This is a genomic window from Methanocella sp. MCL-LM, assembly GCF_049676595.1.
Lineage (GTDB): Archaea > Halobacteriota > Methanocellia > Methanocellales > Methanocellaceae > Methanocella_A.
Window position 1 is genome coordinate 3,511,453 of the sequence record NZ_CP187259.1, and the last position, 14,633, is coordinate 3,526,085.

Sequence of the window (14,633 nt, forward strand, 5' to 3'; positions counted from 1 at the left end):
TTTAGCAGGCGTTCTCGAGGCGATGCGAAGACAATCGCTGCGCTGTGCCAGGATCACAGATTGAAACGGATTGCACAGATTTCACAGATGGCATTAGAATAAAAGTGGTAGACGGTAAATCCATTTCACATTGATTAGTATCTGTGTAATCTGTGGCATCTGTCAGAATCATCAGATTCTGCGTAATCTGTGTTTCTGGCACAGCGCAGCGATCGTCTTGCTGTCTTACATCTTCACGCCTGAGCTTTTTCCCCTTTCTGAGCAACTCTGCGGGCCATCAGCCACCTGATCGCCTTGTCGATCTCGACCACGAAGATCACTGTCAGGGCTACGGGTATGATCACCAGCAGCTCGTTAACCGCGAGGGGTGTGGTCCGGAAGATGCCCTGCAGGGGCGCCCAGTAGATGAGGGCGATCTGGGCGATGATCGAGGCGATGATGCTGGTGAACAGGAACGGGTTGGCGAGCGGGTTCATGCGGAAGGCAGACTTCGTCTCTGACCGGGCGTTGAAGACGTTGAACAGCTGGAACAGGACCAGCGTGGTCAGGGCCGCCGTCCGGGCATGGTCGAGGCTGGCGCCCTGCTGCAGCTGCCACCAGAAGACGCCGAGCGTGCCCAGCGCGAGCACGAAGCCGATGACTATCAGCCGCTCGATCATCAGCCGGGAGATGACCGGCTCTTTCAGGGAGCGGGGCCTGGTGTACTCGATGCCCTTTTCCGGGGGCTCGAAAGCCATGGCTACGTCCTGGAGGCCGTTGGTCACCAGGTTCAGCCAGATGATCTGCGCCGGCAGTAAGGGTAACGGCAGCACCAGAAGGATGGTGATCAGGATCAGGATGACCTGGCCCAGGCCGGTGGAGAGCAGGAAAAGGACCACTTTCCGAATGTTGGCGAACACGACCCTGCCTTCCTTGACCGCTGAAAAGATGCTGGCGAAGTTGTCGTCGGCGATGATGATCTCGGCGGTCTCCTTGGCGGCATCGGTCCCGCTTTTGCCCATGGCGACTCCGATGTGCGCCGCCTTCAGCGCGGGAGTATCGTTGACTCCGTCGCCGGTTACCGCCACGACTTCCCCCCGCTTGATCAGCTGCCGGACGATGCGGAGCTTGTGAATCGGGGACACCCGGGAGTAGATGGATACTTTGTTTACCTGGCCGTACAGTTCCTCATCGCTCATGCGTTCCATGTCGTCGCCGGTGATCACGGCAGCGTTGAGGTCGCTCACGATCTCCAGCTTGTTGGCGATGGACAGCGCGGTCGCCTTGTGATCGCCGGTGACCATGATCACCCGTATCCCGGACCTTTTAGCCTGCTTGATCGCCTCATGCACTTCTTCTCTCGGCGGGTCGTACATGCCCTGGAGCCCCAGGAACGTGCACCCCGAGGTGATCATCCCGACTTCGAAGTGGTTAGTGCCTGCTGGAAAACGCTTGCAGGCCATGGCGAGAACTCTCAGCCCGTCCCTGCCGAGCGACTCGGCGACCCCGGTGATCTCTTCCCGGCCTATCCCGGCCTCATTGCCATCAGGCATCAGCACCTTCTCGCACATGGCTGTGACTTTGTCCGGGGCGCCCTTGATGAACGCGATGCTATCCCCGTTCCCGGCCGAGCGGTACAGGCCGGCCATATACATCCGGTCAGACTCGAAGGGTATCTCGTCCAGCCAGGCGTAATCGATCATCTCTTTCCCCTCTTCCATGCCCCCCTTCATCGCGGACACGATCAGGCTGACCTCCGTGGGGTCGCCCAGAGGCTTGTACTCCTTAGTAGCCTCGTCCTGCTCCAGGCTGGACTCGTTGGCCAGCAGCCCGGCCCGCAGACAGGATGTAAGTGCCACGTTGGAAGTGTCGCCGGCCTCCGGGATGATCTCGCCCTGCGGAGAGAAGCCTCCGCCAGTCAGGCGGTAGTGCCGGCCTCCTGCGTAGATGCGGACCACGGTCATCTCGTTGCGAGTCATGGTCCCGGTCTTGTCCGAGGCGATCACCGTAGTGCTGCCCAGCGTTTCCACTGCCGGCAGCCTGCGCACTATGGCATTCCGTTCTGCCATGCGCTTGACCCCGATAGCCAGGGTGATGGTGATGACGATCGGAAGGCCTTCCGGAATTGCGCCCACAGCCAGCGCTATGCCTGTAAGCAGCATCTGGTACAGGCTCTCTCCGGTGAGCACGCCGAGCACCACCACGACCGCGGAGATGGCGAGGACCGCCATCCCGATCTGCCCGCTCATCTTCTCCAGCTTTTCCTGCAATGGCGTCTTCGACCGGGTGACAGTCGCCACTTCTTTGGATATCTGGCCCAGCTGGGTGTGCTGGCCGGTGGCTACCGTCACGCCTGTGCCCCTGCCCGAGACCGAGAGTGTGCCCATGAAAGCGACGTTGTCCGCCTCCCCCGGGGACGGCCTGGGGTTATCCAGTTTATCGGCCGTTTTCCTGGAGGGCAGAGATTCCCCGGTCAGCGCGGACTCGTCGATCTCCAGCCTGATGGTCTCGACCAGCCGCAGATCAGCGGGAACCCTGGTGCCAGAGGTAAGCATTACCAGATCCCCGGGCACTACCAGTTCGCTGTCGATCTCCCTGACGTGGCCGTCCCGCACGACCATAGCCTTCGGAGCCGCCAGCGATTTGAGGGCACTGACCGCCTTCTCGGCCTTCAGCTCCTGGAAAAACCCGACGACCGCGTTCACGAAGATGACCAGCAGGATGACGCCTGTGTCTACCCAGTCCTGCAGGAAAGCGGTGACCAGGGCAGCGATGATAAGAATGTAGATGAGCGGGTCGGTAAACTGGTGAATTGCGAGGCGGAGCAAGCTGAACTTCTGCTCCTGGGCCAGCGCGTTCCGGCCGTGCTTCTCGAGCCTCTGCGCCGCCTCGGCAGAGGTAAGCCCGGAGTGCGACGACCCAAGCTCCCTGAAGACCTCCTCCGGCTTTTTGTCAGAGTACAATGGAAAACCTCTTTCAATAATATTTCATCGCTGCATTAATATAAAATAGACGTGTTTTTTATGGAACCGGTCAGCCAGGGAATAGCCTACTTTCAAGCTACGTAAAGCGGGAGAGGGCGGTTGAGCAAGTCCGGCGACATACCGGCCAATTCATATAACCTTACAAAGTCCACCCCTCATTGACACCTGAGGCTGAAGTCGCCATGGAGTACGTGGAATCGCATACCAGCACGGACGACATCACTGACTCGCTCGTCATACGGGAGGGTAACGTCACGCTGGTGACCGAGAAGAACGGCAACATACCGCTGGGAGAGGAATTAGGATACGGGCTGTACCACAGGGACTGCAGGTTTCTCAGCGGGTACATCATCAGGCTCAACGACAGGCTGCTGCGAAACATCCTCTCCAACGATGACCGGGATTACGCATCTACGATTGTGATGACCAACAGGGCCTTTACCGACGACCGGGGAAAAGAGGTCAGGAAGGATACGATCACGGTGCGCAGGGACCGGGTCATCCCCGGGCTGGTCCGGGAAATCATCTCGATCACCAACCACAACCAGCACGACGTATACGCCAGCCTCACCCTGGAGCTCGAGGCGGACTTCAACGATATCTTCACCGTCCGGGGCATCGACGGAAAGCGGAGCGGCAGCCTGCAAAAACCGATCTTTGACAGGGACACCCTCCTCTTATCCTACCTCGGGAAGGACGGGCACAAACGCAGCACCCGGATCGTCTTTGATCCCCCGCCGGAGTGTACCAACGGGCGGACATGCACCTACTGCCTCCGGCTCCGGCCCTCGAAGACCTACAAACTTGAGCTGCGCATTTACGTAGAAGAAACTGGCGCCCCGGAGGAAAGCCAGCTTCGAGGGGACCTGAGCATCGAGGAGCGCCTGGACAGAATCCGGACTTCCTATGCCCACACGACGGAATGCTGCGGGAAGTTCAGCACGGACAACCTCGTCTTCAACCGGGTTTTTCTCAGGTCGCTGGCCGACCTCAGGCTGCTGAACATGAGCAGCCACGGCCACATCTTCCACTCGGCAGGCGTGCCATGGTACGATGCGCTGTTCGGCAGGGACAGCATCATCTCCGCCCTCCAGTCGATGCCCTACGAGTTCAGCAAGGCTAAAAGCACTCTGCGGCTGCTGGCCCGGTACCAGGGCAGGGAGTACAACGACTGGAAAGACGAAGAGCCGGGCAAGATACTACACGAGCTGAGGGTAGGGGAAAAGGCGAACCTGAACGAGATCCCCATGATCCCGTACTATGGCACCGTGGACTCGACGCCGCTCTTTCTGATACTGCTGGCCGAGTACATCGGCTGGACTGGAGAGATAGGCCTGATGCACGAGCTTTTCGGGCATGTGACGGCGGCCCTCGGGTGGATGGACAACTATGCCGATCCGGGAGACATGGGCTTTGCCTCGTACCTCCCGAGGTCGAAAAAGGGCCTGACCAACCACGGGTGGAAGGACTCAGTGGAAGCCGTCAGCCGATCGGATGGCAGCCTTGCGCAGCCGCCGGTAGCACTCTCGGAGGTACAGGGCTACTTCTACATGGCAAAGGTCAGAATGGCGATCTTATTCGAACGGACTGGAAACCGCGACCTTGCCAGCAGGCTCATCCACGACGCCCACGAGCTGAAGCGAAAGTTCAACCGGGACTTCTGGATGAGCGAAAAAAGGTTCTACGCCCAGGCTATCGATCGGGAAGGCCTGTGTGACGTGATCTCCTCCAATCCCCTGCAATGCCTGTGGACCGGGATTGTGGACGGAGGCCGGGCGGCAGATATGGTCAAGCGCATGTTCGAGCCCGACATGTTCACCGGCTGGGGGATCAGGACTCTGTCATCCCTGGAGAAGCGGTACAGTCCGCTGGGATACCATGCAGGCACAGTCTGGCCCTTCGATAACTCCATCATCGCGCTGGGCCTGTGCCGGTATGGATTCAAGGAGGAGGCCAACAGGCTGCTGACCTGCATGTACGAAGCGGCCAGCCAGTATCCACGTTATCGTCTGCCCGAGCTGTTCGGCGGCTACGAGCGGGAGCATTATAATGTGCCCACCAGGTACCCGGTGGCCTGCAGTCCCCAGGCCTGGTCGGCGGGGACGATACCATACATGCTTTCGGCAGCCCTGGGATATATCCCGCAGGCGATGGACCAGAGGCTGACACTGGTCAAGCCTACACTGCCCCCGTGGCTGGAAGCCTTGAAGATCAAAGACCTGATGGTCGGCGGGGTGCCCGTCAGCCTCGAGTTCAAGCGCATAGACATGGATACAATGGTCAACGTCCCCGGAGAGACAGCCATAGACGTGGTGGTGCACTACTGAGCCGGAGAACTGAGGGCACCGAAGCGAGCGAAAATGGGAAGAGTGACTTCCCCTATGCCGGCACCGCCTCCTTCTTCTCCCTGTCCCAGTGGCGGTGCTGCGCCATCGCCTTCCGGAAGCGTTCGAAGAACGCGATCAGGTCCGTCTCGTCCCGGGCCGTCACCACGCCTTTATCCGAGACAATGCCACCTTTGCCTTCGCCGGAAATGGAGACGCCGGAGATGGCAGAGGCCTTGATCAGGTCTACGCCCTCGCCCATGGCCCCGATCGGCTTGCAGTGCCTGAACGCCTCGTTGAGGAAATGTATGGCGTCCCCATGGGATTTCAGCGTCTCCACGCTCTGCTTTCCGCCGGGGACGAACACGGCATCGTACAGGATCGAGCCGGTAGTCACGTAGCTCTTGTCCACCATGACTTCGCCACCGTCAGAGCCCTTATGTAGGCCCTGGACTTTGGAGACCACTTCGGCGCTCGCCCCGGCAGTCTTCACCGCCTTCTTCATCTGCTCGACCTCGGAGGCTTTCACGCCCTCTGCCGCCAGGATGGCGACCTTCCGGCCGACGATAGTATCCGGAACCTTGTTCAGCTGGCTGAGCGCCGGGGATTTATCCAGCTTGCTCTTCTTCTGCGGGGCTTTCGGCGCCGGCACCTTCACGCCCACGCCTTCCGCGATCATCCGCCCGAGCTCCGGGTCGACGTTGGCGAACATGTCCGTGACCCGCTGCCGGATCTCGAGGCTCTTGACCTTGCCCACCTCAAAGTGGAAAGCTTTGACGATGTGGGTCTTTTCGGGCCCGGTCATGCTGTTCCAGAAAAGGGTGGCCTGGCTGAAGAAGTCCTTGAAACTGTCGCTCCGCGCCCGGATTTTCTTCCCCTCCACCTTCTCGGTGTAGTGAACGTAGCCGCGCTCCTCCCGGGACGCAGGCCTCGGGTCACCGTTACCTACCGTATTCGGGAAGTAGGCCGACTTGCCCCTGTTGATCGTCATCCGGTGGTAGCCGTCCCGCTGGTTGTTATGGTAAGGTGCGAGCGGCCTGTTGATGGGAATCTCGTGAAAGTTGGGACCTCCGAGGCGGATCAGCTGGGTGTCCAGGTACGAAAAGAGCCGTCCCTGCAAAAGCGGATCGTTGGTGAAGTCGATGCCCGGCACCACGTTGGCGGGGCAGAAGGCCACCTGCTCCACCTCCGCGAAGAAGTTGTCAGGCCTGGCGGTCAGGGTCAGCTTGCCGATGATCTTCAGGGGCACCTGCTCCTCCGGCACGATTTTGGTCGCGTCCAGCAGGTCGAAGTCGAACTTCTGCTCGTCCGCTTCCTCGATGATCTGCACGGCCAGCTCGTACTCGGGGTAGTGGCCTGCGTCGATCGCCTCGTACAGATCCCGCCGGTGGTAGTCCGGGTCCTTGCCGGCCAGCTTCTGGGCCTCGTCCCAGACGAGGGAATGGACGCCCAGCTTAGGTATCCAGTGGAACTTGACGAAACGGCCTTTGCCCGCCTTGTTGACGAACCTGAACGTGTTGACACCGAAACCCTGCATCATCCGGTAGCTTCTCGGGATACCCCTGTCCGAAAGGAGCCACATGATCATGTGGGCGTTCTCGTGGTGACTGGCCACGAAGTCCCAGAAGGTATCATGGGCGGCAGACGCCTGCGGCATCTCGTCATCCGGCTCCGGCTTGATCGAGTGGACCAGGTCGGGGAACTTGATAGCATCCTGGATAAAGAAGACCGGGATGTTATTCCCGACGAGGTCATAGTTGCCGTCCTCGGTGTAAAATTTGGTAGCGAAGCCCCGGGCATCCCTCACCGTATCGGCAGAGCCCCGGAAGCCCACGACGGTCGAGAAACGGACGAAAACAGGGGTCTTCTTACCGGCTTCCTGCAAAAACGACGCCATGGTGTACTCGGCCATCGACTCGTAGCACTCGAAGTAACCGTGGGCGCCCGTACCCCTGGCGTGAACTACTCGCTCCGGGATGCGCTCGTGATCGAAGTGGGTGAGCTTTTCCCGGAAGTGGAAGTCCTCCAGAAGCGTCGGCCCCCTCTCGCCGGCTTTCAGGGACATGTCGGTCTCGCTGACCCTCACGCCCTGGTTAGTCGTCAGGAACTGGCCCTCCGGGTACTCACGGAATTCTTCCAGGTCGCTCAGTTTACTCTTCTCGTCGACGTCGATATGTTTAGCTTTTTTAAGCTGCTCGCTCATGTGGTAACCTCCGCATAATGGCCATCGCAGCGAAGTGATCGTAAGCCGCATGCCGTCGGCCAGTGATAGCTGCAATTAGCGCTAACAAAATAGTAGATGTACGGGGCACAGGTTAAATATTATCGAAATTATATCATAAAATTTGGCATGAAAAGGCCTTACTATGGTTACTTTGGGTACCATATATGAAAGGTTAAGGCAACAGCCTCAACTCGTGTTAAAAAAGTCCCTCTGGCGGACGTCGTCGATGAGCACCGGCCCGGTCAGGTTTATTCTGGACCGCTTCACGGCTCCGAATTCCGCCAGGCCATCGGCCGTAGTCGAGAACACCGTATCGCCCAGCATAGCCATCGACGCAAGGCCCCCGGCAGCCTCCACCGCCTCGACCGCGTCCAGGGCCCGGCGGCTGATCAGGCCCGAGTCGACCGCGAAGCCCCGGGAGAGCCGCATGAACTCCTCGAACACGAGGGCTTTTTCAGCAGCGCCTTGAGGCACTCTTCCCCGGCGCGATTGATCTGCTTCTTCTCCCTTTCGTCTGACAGCACGCCCTTGGTCGACACCGGGCCGAAGTGGGCGTAGTAGATAAACGTGGGCGCTGCGGGGATCCGGTCAAGGGCAAACGGGGTGCCCGGCCGGAGCCTGATTTCCACGCCGCCGTTGCTCATCCCCGCCACGTCCCCGAGCCCGGTGCCATTAGAGACCTCAGCGAGGTGGGCGGCATGGCACAGATCGTTAAACGTCTTGTTCAGCCCGAGCAATTCGTTCAACGCAAGAGCGGTGCTCATCGCTCCCGCGGCGCTGGCCCCGAGGCCGCCGCCGACCGGCACCGAGAGGCGGCTATTGATGAGTACTGGCTGATCGGTGAGCAGATCAAGAAGGGTTCGGGTGGTCGTCGCCTCGCTCTCCACGCCGTTCAGGAGGATTCTCGTTTCGCCGTCCTGAGACAAGGTGACCTCAGTGTAGACGCCGTCGTCGAGGGACAGACCGGCGCCACAGGAGCCGGTTTTCAAAGGGTCCTCATGCTCCCTGATAACGAAGAAGCCGGTGATGTGGCCCGGCGCAAACGCCCTCACCATCATTTGAAATACTCCGAGGCCGCGTCCAGGATGGCGCCGGCGATCACGCTCTTCTTCCCGGTGACCCGGGCGGTGGGAACGTCGTACCGGATGATGAACACGTCGTTGACGGAAGAATCCCGGACTCCCCCGAACCGGTTGGCCACGATCATGTTAGCCCCCGACTCTTCCAGCCTGCGCTCGGCCCGGTCCACAAGCTCTTTCTCGTCCACCGTGTCGGCCTTGAAGGCCACGATGAACAGGCCCGGATAATCGTGCCTCACCCGGTCGATGATCTTGGGCGTCGGCTGCAGCGTAATTGTGAGAGAGCCCGCAGAGCTGATTTTGTCAAGCGCCTTCTCCACGGTAAAGTCCGAGATGGCCGCAGCGCTAATGTAGAGGTCGTAGCCCTTCCTCAGCTCGGCCAGCACCGCCTCCATCATGTCCCCTGCGCTCTCCGCGAACACATCGCTAATCCCCTGTATACCTACACGGTCCTTGTGGACCACAGTAACCTCGGCACCCTGGCGATAAGCCTCCAGCGCTAACTCGATGCCCATTCTGCCAGTGCTCCGGCTGGTCAGCACCCGGATCGGGTCGATCTCCTCGAAGTTGGGGCCGCTGGTGATAAGAACCTTCTTCCCCCGCAGCGGAGAGCGCGAAAGCATGCGCTCGACATTGAGCACGACCTCGGCGTTGTCGGGAATCTTGGCTATGTGTTCCTCCCGCTTCGGCATCAGGAACTTGAGGCCGATGTCCTCCAGCTTCCGGATGTTCTGCTGGACCAGTAAGTGATCGTACATGGAGCCGTGCATGGCCGGCACGATCAGCACGGGTATCTTCGAGCCGATGGCCGTGGTGGCGAACGTCGTCACCGGAGTATCGTCGATGCCCGAGGCGATCTTGCCGATGGTGTTCGCCGTGCACGGGGCGATCAAAAGCAGATCGTAAGCCTCCTTCCGTTCGCCGCAGTAAGCTACGTGCTCCACGTCCCCGGTGATCTCGGTGATGACCGCCCTGCCGGTGGCATACTGGAGCGCCCACGGGTGGATGATAGTCTGCGCCGCCTCGCTCATCACACCCTGGACCACGGCTCCCCGGCGGATGAGTTCTCTCGCCAGCTTGATCGTTTCCACGGCCGCAATGCTGCCCGTCACCGCCAGCACGATCTTCTTGCCTTTCAGAGAATCGCTGACAGTGCTGGCTAAGTCCAGCGTGGGGTGAGAGACATCGAGAGTCATGGCTTTAATCAATGGATAATGGGCATAATTCCTTTTTAAATGTTAGCGTTAATAGCCGGGAAAATCAGCTAGTTAAGTGCCTCACGCAGCCTTACACCAAGTATCGTCATTCTCGTAATGTTTTGTATGAGTGCCCGTACCATTTACACGAAGTACGCGAAGTACTCAAAGTACGATAAAACGGCATGCTGTAAGATGATCTTATCGTAAAACTTCGTGTACTTCGTGTACTTCGCGTACTTCGTGTAAACGGTACCTGACAGTCCTAAAAATATATAAGGGCTACGAGGCTATTCGAGCACCTTTTTCAGCGCCCCGTAGGAAATGACGTCGTTGATGCTCTCCACGAACCTGATGTTCTCCGGCTTACCGCTGGCCAGGGCGTTGCGTAGTAGTATCGGCGTCAGGTCCACATCCCGGGCGCCCCGGCACGTCGATAATACGCAGTACTCGGCGCAGTAGCCGGTCAGGATGACGGTGTCGACGCCGAGCTTGCGGAGAGTTTCGAGAAGAGGAGTTTTGGTGAACGAATTACTGTAAGTCTTGTGGATGTGGACATCCGAGTCCAGAATCTCCAGGCTCTCCGGGAGGTCGAAAGCCTCGGTGCCCGGCACTCTGTCGCCTTCGATGTCCTGGACGCAGATAATGGGCAGGTTCTTCTCTCTGAATAGTTCTATGGCTGCGTTAATGTACTCGATCGCGTCGTTCAGGGACTGAGCAGTGACGGGATTCTTGAAGAACTCCTGCTGGACATCGATGACTAAGAGGGCTGGCTTCATGGCTCTAAGTTTTTACCAAAGGAACATATAGCTGTTGTTGACAGTATTAGTCTGACAAAGGGCGCCGAAGGCGCACAATCCCGACCTAGCACTCCCAGCGCCGAAGGCGCACAAAACCCACTACTTTTATATACTCAAAGTTACTATGACGAGATGTCTACTCGAAAGTATCTAAGTCTGGAGATTATATAAATGGCAAAGACTAAATCTGACACAAAATCCCGCAAGGCCGGCAGTAACCTGAAGGCTTGCAGGGAGTGTCATAACCTGCTCGAGGGCGACGTCTGCCCCGTCTGCCAGTCCGGCTCGCTCAGCGAGGACTGGAGCGGCTACGTGGTCATCATCGACCCGGTCAAGTCAGAGATCGCAAAGCTCATGAACGTCAAGCGTCCCGGCAAGTTCGCCTTGAAGGTGCGCTAAGTTGATCTATAAGCTGACGCCGGCGCTGCGCGACGACCTGAAGACCCCGTTCGGTACGCTGTACAGGGGTAAGGGCGAATCGTGCCTGGCGAAGGTAGTGAAGGCACTGGACAGGCCCCCGAAGATCATATCGATCGGGGACGTGACCACCTTCTACCTCATCAAAGCCGGTGTCGTGCCCGACATGTGCCTCGTCGACGACCAGACCATGCGTCTGCCGGTCGACCACGAGGTCCGCAAAGGCACGTCTCATCACACCTTTAAAGAGCTGCGTGTCAGCAACCCCGCGGGTGTCGTCACTCAGGCGCTCATGGACCTGATCAAGGACAACATGAGCTCGACAGAGCCCGTCCGCATCTTCGTGGACGGCGAGGAAGACCTGGCGGTCATTCCCGCATGCCTTTACGCCCCTGCCGGATCAGCCGTGATCTACGGCCAGCCCAACGAAGGCGTGGTCGTGGTCAAGGTGACCGAGGAAAAGCGAAAGGAGACCAGGGCTCTCCTGGACAAGATGGAGAAAGAGTAGACGACAGTCGGCCTATCTGTCCGACTGTAAATCACGATCATCAACATGGTGATAAGTATGGAAATAAAAGTACTGGAAGAAAAGAACAACCCGCTCCTGCAGAGGCGCGAGGTACAGTTCAGCGTAAGCCACAACCTGGGCACCCCGTCCAGGCAGGAGATCAAGAACAAGATCGCAGCCTACCTGAACTCGAAGCCGGAACTGGTCATCATCGAGCGCATGAGGTCCCAGTTCGGCAAGCGCGAGACCAGAGGCTACGCCAAGATCTACGAGACCGAAGAGCGCATGAAGCGCGTCGAGACCGAGCACATCGTCCAGAGGAACCAGAAGCCTGTTCCGAAGGAAGAAAAGAAGGAGTGATCTGAATGGCAGCACCAGCAGCAAAAGCACCCGCAAAGGGCGCACCGGCAGCAAAGGGCGGCGCCAAGGGCCCGGCCAAGGGCACCAACACCAAGGCCCGCATGTACGAAGTCAAGGACGGCAAAGTCAGCCGCAAGGGCCAGACGTGCCCCCGCTGTGGCGACGGCGTCTTCATGGCAGCCCACAAGGACCGCGTATCCTGCGGCAAGTGCGGCTACACCGAGTACAAGAAATAACACAGGTACAGACTTTTAAACCATAACTATCACCGTGACGGACGCTCCCCCCGGATCGGGCGATGATTATAGGTATGCTGTCCGCATGTCAGCCCGGAAGGGTATTACCCGGCATGCAGGCGGCATACGATCAACATTTTATCTACTTGTTAAACGCTTAGAGCGAAGCTTCTCTTTCACAGTTGCTCTGTACGATATGCCCAGCCAAATTATCGCTGCGCTGTGCTTAACACGAAGGGCACGATGGACACGGAGGACACGAAGGCTAATTCAAGGAACACGAAGGATGTGCCCTTTAACACGACCCCTTTGTGTCCTTAAAGAACCTTTGTGTCCTCAGTGTCCTTCGTGTCCTTCGTGTTAAGCGCAGCGCAGCGTACACTTCCTTCATCGGATCTACACGGCTATTTGTAACCCGAACCCTTTTAACCCTGCAGATGAAAATTAGATCGATTGCTATGCCTGAGCAGCACCTCGATAGTTCTAATACCTACGATAGCGCCGCCACGGAAGTGGAGTATATCGGCGAGGAGACCGAGGGCGACCTCGAGCGGAAGGCCGAGCTGAACGCCATCGCGGACTCGATGAGGGAGGCGCTGAAAGGCCGGAGGGTGCTGGAAGTGGCGTGCGGCACGGGGTACTGGACGAAGATCGCCGCAGAGGTGGCCACTCACGTGGTGGCGCTGGACATCTCGCCGAAGACGCTGGCCGTGGCGCAGTCGAGGGCGCTGCCCCCGGAGAGCGTGGAGTTCTGCGTGCACGACGCTTACGAGCTGGCTTCGGTGCAGGGCACGTATAACGCGGGCCTGGCTAACTTCTGGCTATCTCACGTGCCGAAAGCGAGAGTCCAGGGTTTCCTCGAAGGGTTCCACCGCCGCCTGGGCGAGGGTTCGATGGTGTTCATGGCGGATAACCTGTACGTGCCGAAGTCGGGAGGCACGCTGGTGGTCAAAAGAGGCAATCCAGACTCGTTCAGGCTGAGGCGGATGCCGGACGGCAGCATGGCGGAGATCATCGAGAACTACTACGACGAAAGCTCGCTTCTGCCACTGCTACAGCCATACGCGGAAGACTTACAGGTCAGCATGGGCAACAACTTCTGGTGGCTGCGGTACAGGGTGAAAAACATCAAATAGCATAAGCGCTTACTTTTATGAAACATGGCGCCGGACATCTTTGAAATCAAGCTGAACAAGCGACAGGAAAAGAAGGCCCTGGAGATTGCCAGCAGGCAAGGTAACTTCACGCTGTTTTTGGGCAAAGAGGGCAAGATCCGCATCTCGGAAGAGAAGGAGAAGCCGAAGAAAGGCGAGACCCATGCAGCCACGGTAGATGCCAGCAATAATTATTACGAGTGGCTGATCGGGTGGCTGGCCCAGCAGGGCATCGTGCCCTCCGAGGACCTGGTGAACGAGATCGAGCGGCTGTTTAAGGCAGAGAGGGATGCCGAGGACGAGGAGTTCGGCAACACGGTCAACGAGCTAGACGCGGCCACCGCAGGCACTATTGAGAAGCTGCGAGTCAAGCTTGCCGAGGAAATGTGCTCCGACACGGTCAGCAACAAGCAGAAGAACGATTACAGGTGCGTGATCAAGCGCCTTGATGCCAGGGACTACAACGCTGAGTACATCGCCAGATGGACCGCCCGAACCATGGGCGACCAGGAAGGCCTTGCCTATGCGGGCAGCATCAAGGAGATCGAGAGCGATTTCGGCACCAAAGTGATCAGGCAACGGATGTACGGGCGTATCTTCCTCGACGACGCCAAGCCGATCAAGCCCGGCAAAGGCCTGAAGTGGATCAGGCTCGCCGAGCCGTAAAATAGCCTGGGTATCATGAAATGCTATACCGGCCCCGCCGGCAAAGCCGATTTTTTAAAGGCACCCGAAGGCCTGCCTGTTATTATTGACGTGCTGCGGGCCTCGTCTACTATCATCGTCGCTCTCGCCTCCGGCGCTGAAAAAGTCATCCCGGTGGAGGACGAGGCGGAAGCTCTCAGGCTGGGCCAAGAATTACAGGCGATCACCGTCGGTGAGCGCCAGGGCATCAAGATCAAAGGCTTTGACCACGGCAACTCCCCAAACGAGCTGCTGCACGCCGACCTGAAAGGCAAAACAGTTGTGATCACCACTTCGAACGGCACCAGGGTGATGGTAGAGGGTGGAATCATCGCCAGCACGCTCAACGCGGGCGTCGTGGCCGACAAACTAAAGTCGCAGCCGCACGCTTACCTGCTCGCCTCGGGCTCGCCCCTCAAGTCCGACGAGGACCTGTGCGCCGCCCTGCTGATCGAGTACCTCGTCGGCAAGATCAACGGAGGCGAGAGAGTTGAAGGCGCCGTGCAAGCTGCCACAGAGTCGCTAGAGGGCAAGGCCCTGCTCGAGGGCATCAGAGGCTCCGCATCTGGCAGAAAGCTGGCGGCTTATGGCTCCAGTAGTGATGTCGAGATGATCTGCACACAGGTCAACTTATATCCATTGATACCTGTCTACAGGAACGGCGCGATAAGGCTGGAACAGTAATCGT

General features: G+C 58.6%; 13 protein-coding genes and 1 pseudogene. 8 read left to right on the forward strand and 6 right to left on the reverse strand.

What is annotated here, in order from left to right:
• Nucleotides 1–233: 233 nt before the first annotated feature.
• Nucleotides 234–2,942 carry a cation-translocating P-type ATPase gene (locus ACPLPM_RS17660; protein WP_424358087.1) on the reverse strand — a complete coding sequence of 903 codons (2,709 nt, stop codon included), beginning with the start codon at nucleotides 2,940–2,942 and terminating at the stop codon, nucleotides 234–236.
• Nucleotides 2,943–3,121: 179 nt separating this feature from the next.
• Between ACPLPM_RS17660 and ACPLPM_RS17665 the strand changes: the two genes are divergently transcribed.
• A complete protein-coding gene (locus tag ACPLPM_RS17665; protein WP_424358088.1) occupies nucleotides 3,122–5,290 on the forward strand; it encodes a glycogen debranching N-terminal domain-containing protein in 2,169 nt (722 codons plus the stop codon).
• Between the two features lie 52 nt (nucleotides 5,291–5,342).
• Here the strand turns inward: ACPLPM_RS17665 and ACPLPM_RS17670 are convergent, their stop codons facing one another.
• The 5 genes from ACPLPM_RS17670 to ACPLPM_RS17690 form a co-directional block, all read right to left on the reverse strand.
• Entirely contained in the window at nucleotides 5,343–7,490 is a 2,148-nt protein-coding gene (locus ACPLPM_RS17670) for a catalase (protein WP_424358089.1), read from the reverse strand.
• Nucleotides 7,491–7,697: 207 nt separating this feature from the next.
• Nucleotides 7,698–7,940: a hypothetical protein gene (locus ACPLPM_RS17675; protein WP_424358090.1), complete on the reverse strand. Its 243-nt coding sequence runs from the start codon at nucleotides 7,938–7,940 to the stop codon at nucleotides 7,698–7,700.
• Nucleotides 7,901–8,569, reverse strand: a complete 669-nt coding sequence (locus ACPLPM_RS17680; RefSeq protein WP_424358091.1) for a pantoate kinase — start codon at nucleotides 8,567–8,569, stop codon at nucleotides 7,901–7,903. Before ACPLPM_RS17680 ends, ACPLPM_RS17675 begins: the two co-directional genes overlap by 40 nt.
• Nucleotides 8,566–9,786 carry a bifunctional phosphopantothenoylcysteine decarboxylase/phosphopantothenate--cysteine ligase CoaBC gene (coaBC, locus tag ACPLPM_RS17685; protein ID WP_424358092.1) on the reverse strand — a complete coding sequence of 407 codons (1,221 nt, stop codon included), beginning with the start codon at nucleotides 9,784–9,786 and terminating at the stop codon, nucleotides 8,566–8,568. Before coaBC ends, ACPLPM_RS17680 begins: the two co-directional genes overlap by 4 nt.
• A 290-nt stretch (nucleotides 9,787–10,076) precedes the next feature.
• Entirely contained in the window at nucleotides 10,077–10,565 is a 489-nt protein-coding gene (locus tag ACPLPM_RS17690) for a cysteine hydrolase family protein (RefSeq protein ID WP_424358093.1), read from the reverse strand.
• 192 nt (nucleotides 10,566–10,757) lie between these two features.
• Here ACPLPM_RS17690 and spt4 point away from each other — a divergent pair, with 192 nt between their 5' ends.
• The 7 genes and pseudogenes from spt4 (at nucleotide 10,758) to ACPLPM_RS17725 (ending at nucleotide 14,629) form a co-directional block, all read left to right on the forward strand.
• A complete protein-coding gene (gene spt4 / locus ACPLPM_RS17695; RefSeq protein WP_424358094.1) occupies nucleotides 10,758–10,985 on the forward strand; it encodes a transcription elongation factor subunit Spt4 in 228 nt (75 codons plus the stop codon).
• A 1-nt stretch (nucleotide 10,986) separates the two neighbouring features.
• Nucleotides 10,987–11,511 (forward strand): GTP-dependent dephospho-CoA kinase family protein, encoded by a 525-nt coding sequence (locus ACPLPM_RS17700; protein ID WP_424358095.1) that lies wholly within the window; start codon nucleotides 10,987–10,989, stop codon nucleotides 11,509–11,511.
• 57 nt (nucleotides 11,512–11,568) lie between these two features.
• The gene (locus ACPLPM_RS17705; protein ID WP_424358096.1) at nucleotides 11,569–11,871 is read left to right on the forward strand and encodes a 30S ribosomal protein S24e; all 303 of its coding nucleotides are present in this window, start codon (nucleotides 11,569–11,571) and stop codon (nucleotides 11,869–11,871) included.
• Between the two features lie 74 nt (nucleotides 11,872–11,945).
• A pseudogene (locus ACPLPM_RS17710) lies at nucleotides 11,946–12,107 on the forward strand (30S ribosomal protein S27ae); the annotation flags it as partial.
• A 458-nt stretch (nucleotides 12,108–12,565) separates the two neighbouring features.
• A complete protein-coding gene (locus ACPLPM_RS17715; RefSeq protein WP_424358097.1) occupies nucleotides 12,566–13,243 on the forward strand; it encodes a class I SAM-dependent methyltransferase in 678 nt (225 codons plus the stop codon).
• Nucleotides 13,244–13,267: 24 nt separating this feature from the next.
• Nucleotides 13,268–13,927, forward strand: coding sequence for a hypothetical protein (locus ACPLPM_RS17720; RefSeq protein WP_424358098.1), 660 nt, complete (start codon nucleotides 13,268–13,270; stop codon nucleotides 13,925–13,927).
• Nucleotides 13,928–13,942: 15 nt separating this feature from the next.
• On the forward strand, nucleotides 13,943–14,629 hold the full coding sequence (locus ACPLPM_RS17725; RefSeq protein WP_424358099.1) for a 2-phosphosulfolactate phosphatase: 687 nt from the start codon (nucleotides 13,943–13,945) through the stop codon (nucleotides 14,627–14,629).
• Nucleotides 14,630–14,633: the final 4 nt, after the last annotated feature.

Excerpts from the sequence above, each read along its gene's own strand:
- ACPLPM_RS17675 (WP_424358090.1), bottom strand. The coding sequence starts at position 7,940 with ATGCGGCTCTCCCGGGGCTTCGCGGTCGACTCGGGCCTGATCAGCCGC.
- ACPLPM_RS17670 (WP_424358089.1), bottom strand. The coding sequence starts at position 7,490 with ATGAGCGAGCAGCTTAAAAAAGCTAAACATATCGACGTCGACGAGAAG.
- ACPLPM_RS17705 (WP_424358096.1), top strand. The coding sequence starts at position 11,569 with ATGGAAATAAAAGTACTGGAAGAAAAGAACAACCCGCTCCTGCAGAGG.
- ACPLPM_RS17720 (WP_424358098.1), top strand. The coding sequence starts at position 13,268 with ATGGCGCCGGACATCTTTGAAATCAAGCTGAACAAGCGACAGGAAAAG.
- ACPLPM_RS17715 (WP_424358097.1), top strand. The coding sequence starts at position 12,566 with ATGCCTGAGCAGCACCTCGATAGTTCTAATACCTACGATAGCGCCGCC.
- ACPLPM_RS17690 (WP_424358093.1), bottom strand. The coding sequence starts at position 10,565 with ATGAAGCCAGCCCTCTTAGTCATCGATGTCCAGCAGGAGTTCTTCAAG.
- ACPLPM_RS17680 (WP_424358091.1), bottom strand. The coding sequence starts at position 8,569 with ATGATGGTGAGGGCGTTTGCGCCGGGCCACATCACCGGCTTCTTCGTT.
- coaBC (WP_424358092.1), bottom strand. The coding sequence starts at position 9,786 with ATGACTCTCGATGTCTCTCACCCCACGCTGGACTTAGCCAGCACTGTC.
- ACPLPM_RS17725 (WP_424358099.1), top strand. The coding sequence starts at position 13,943 with ATGAAATGCTATACCGGCCCCGCCGGCAAAGCCGATTTTTTAAAGGCA.
- spt4 (WP_424358094.1), top strand. The coding sequence starts at position 10,758 with ATGGCAAAGACTAAATCTGACACAAAATCCCGCAAGGCCGGCAGTAAC.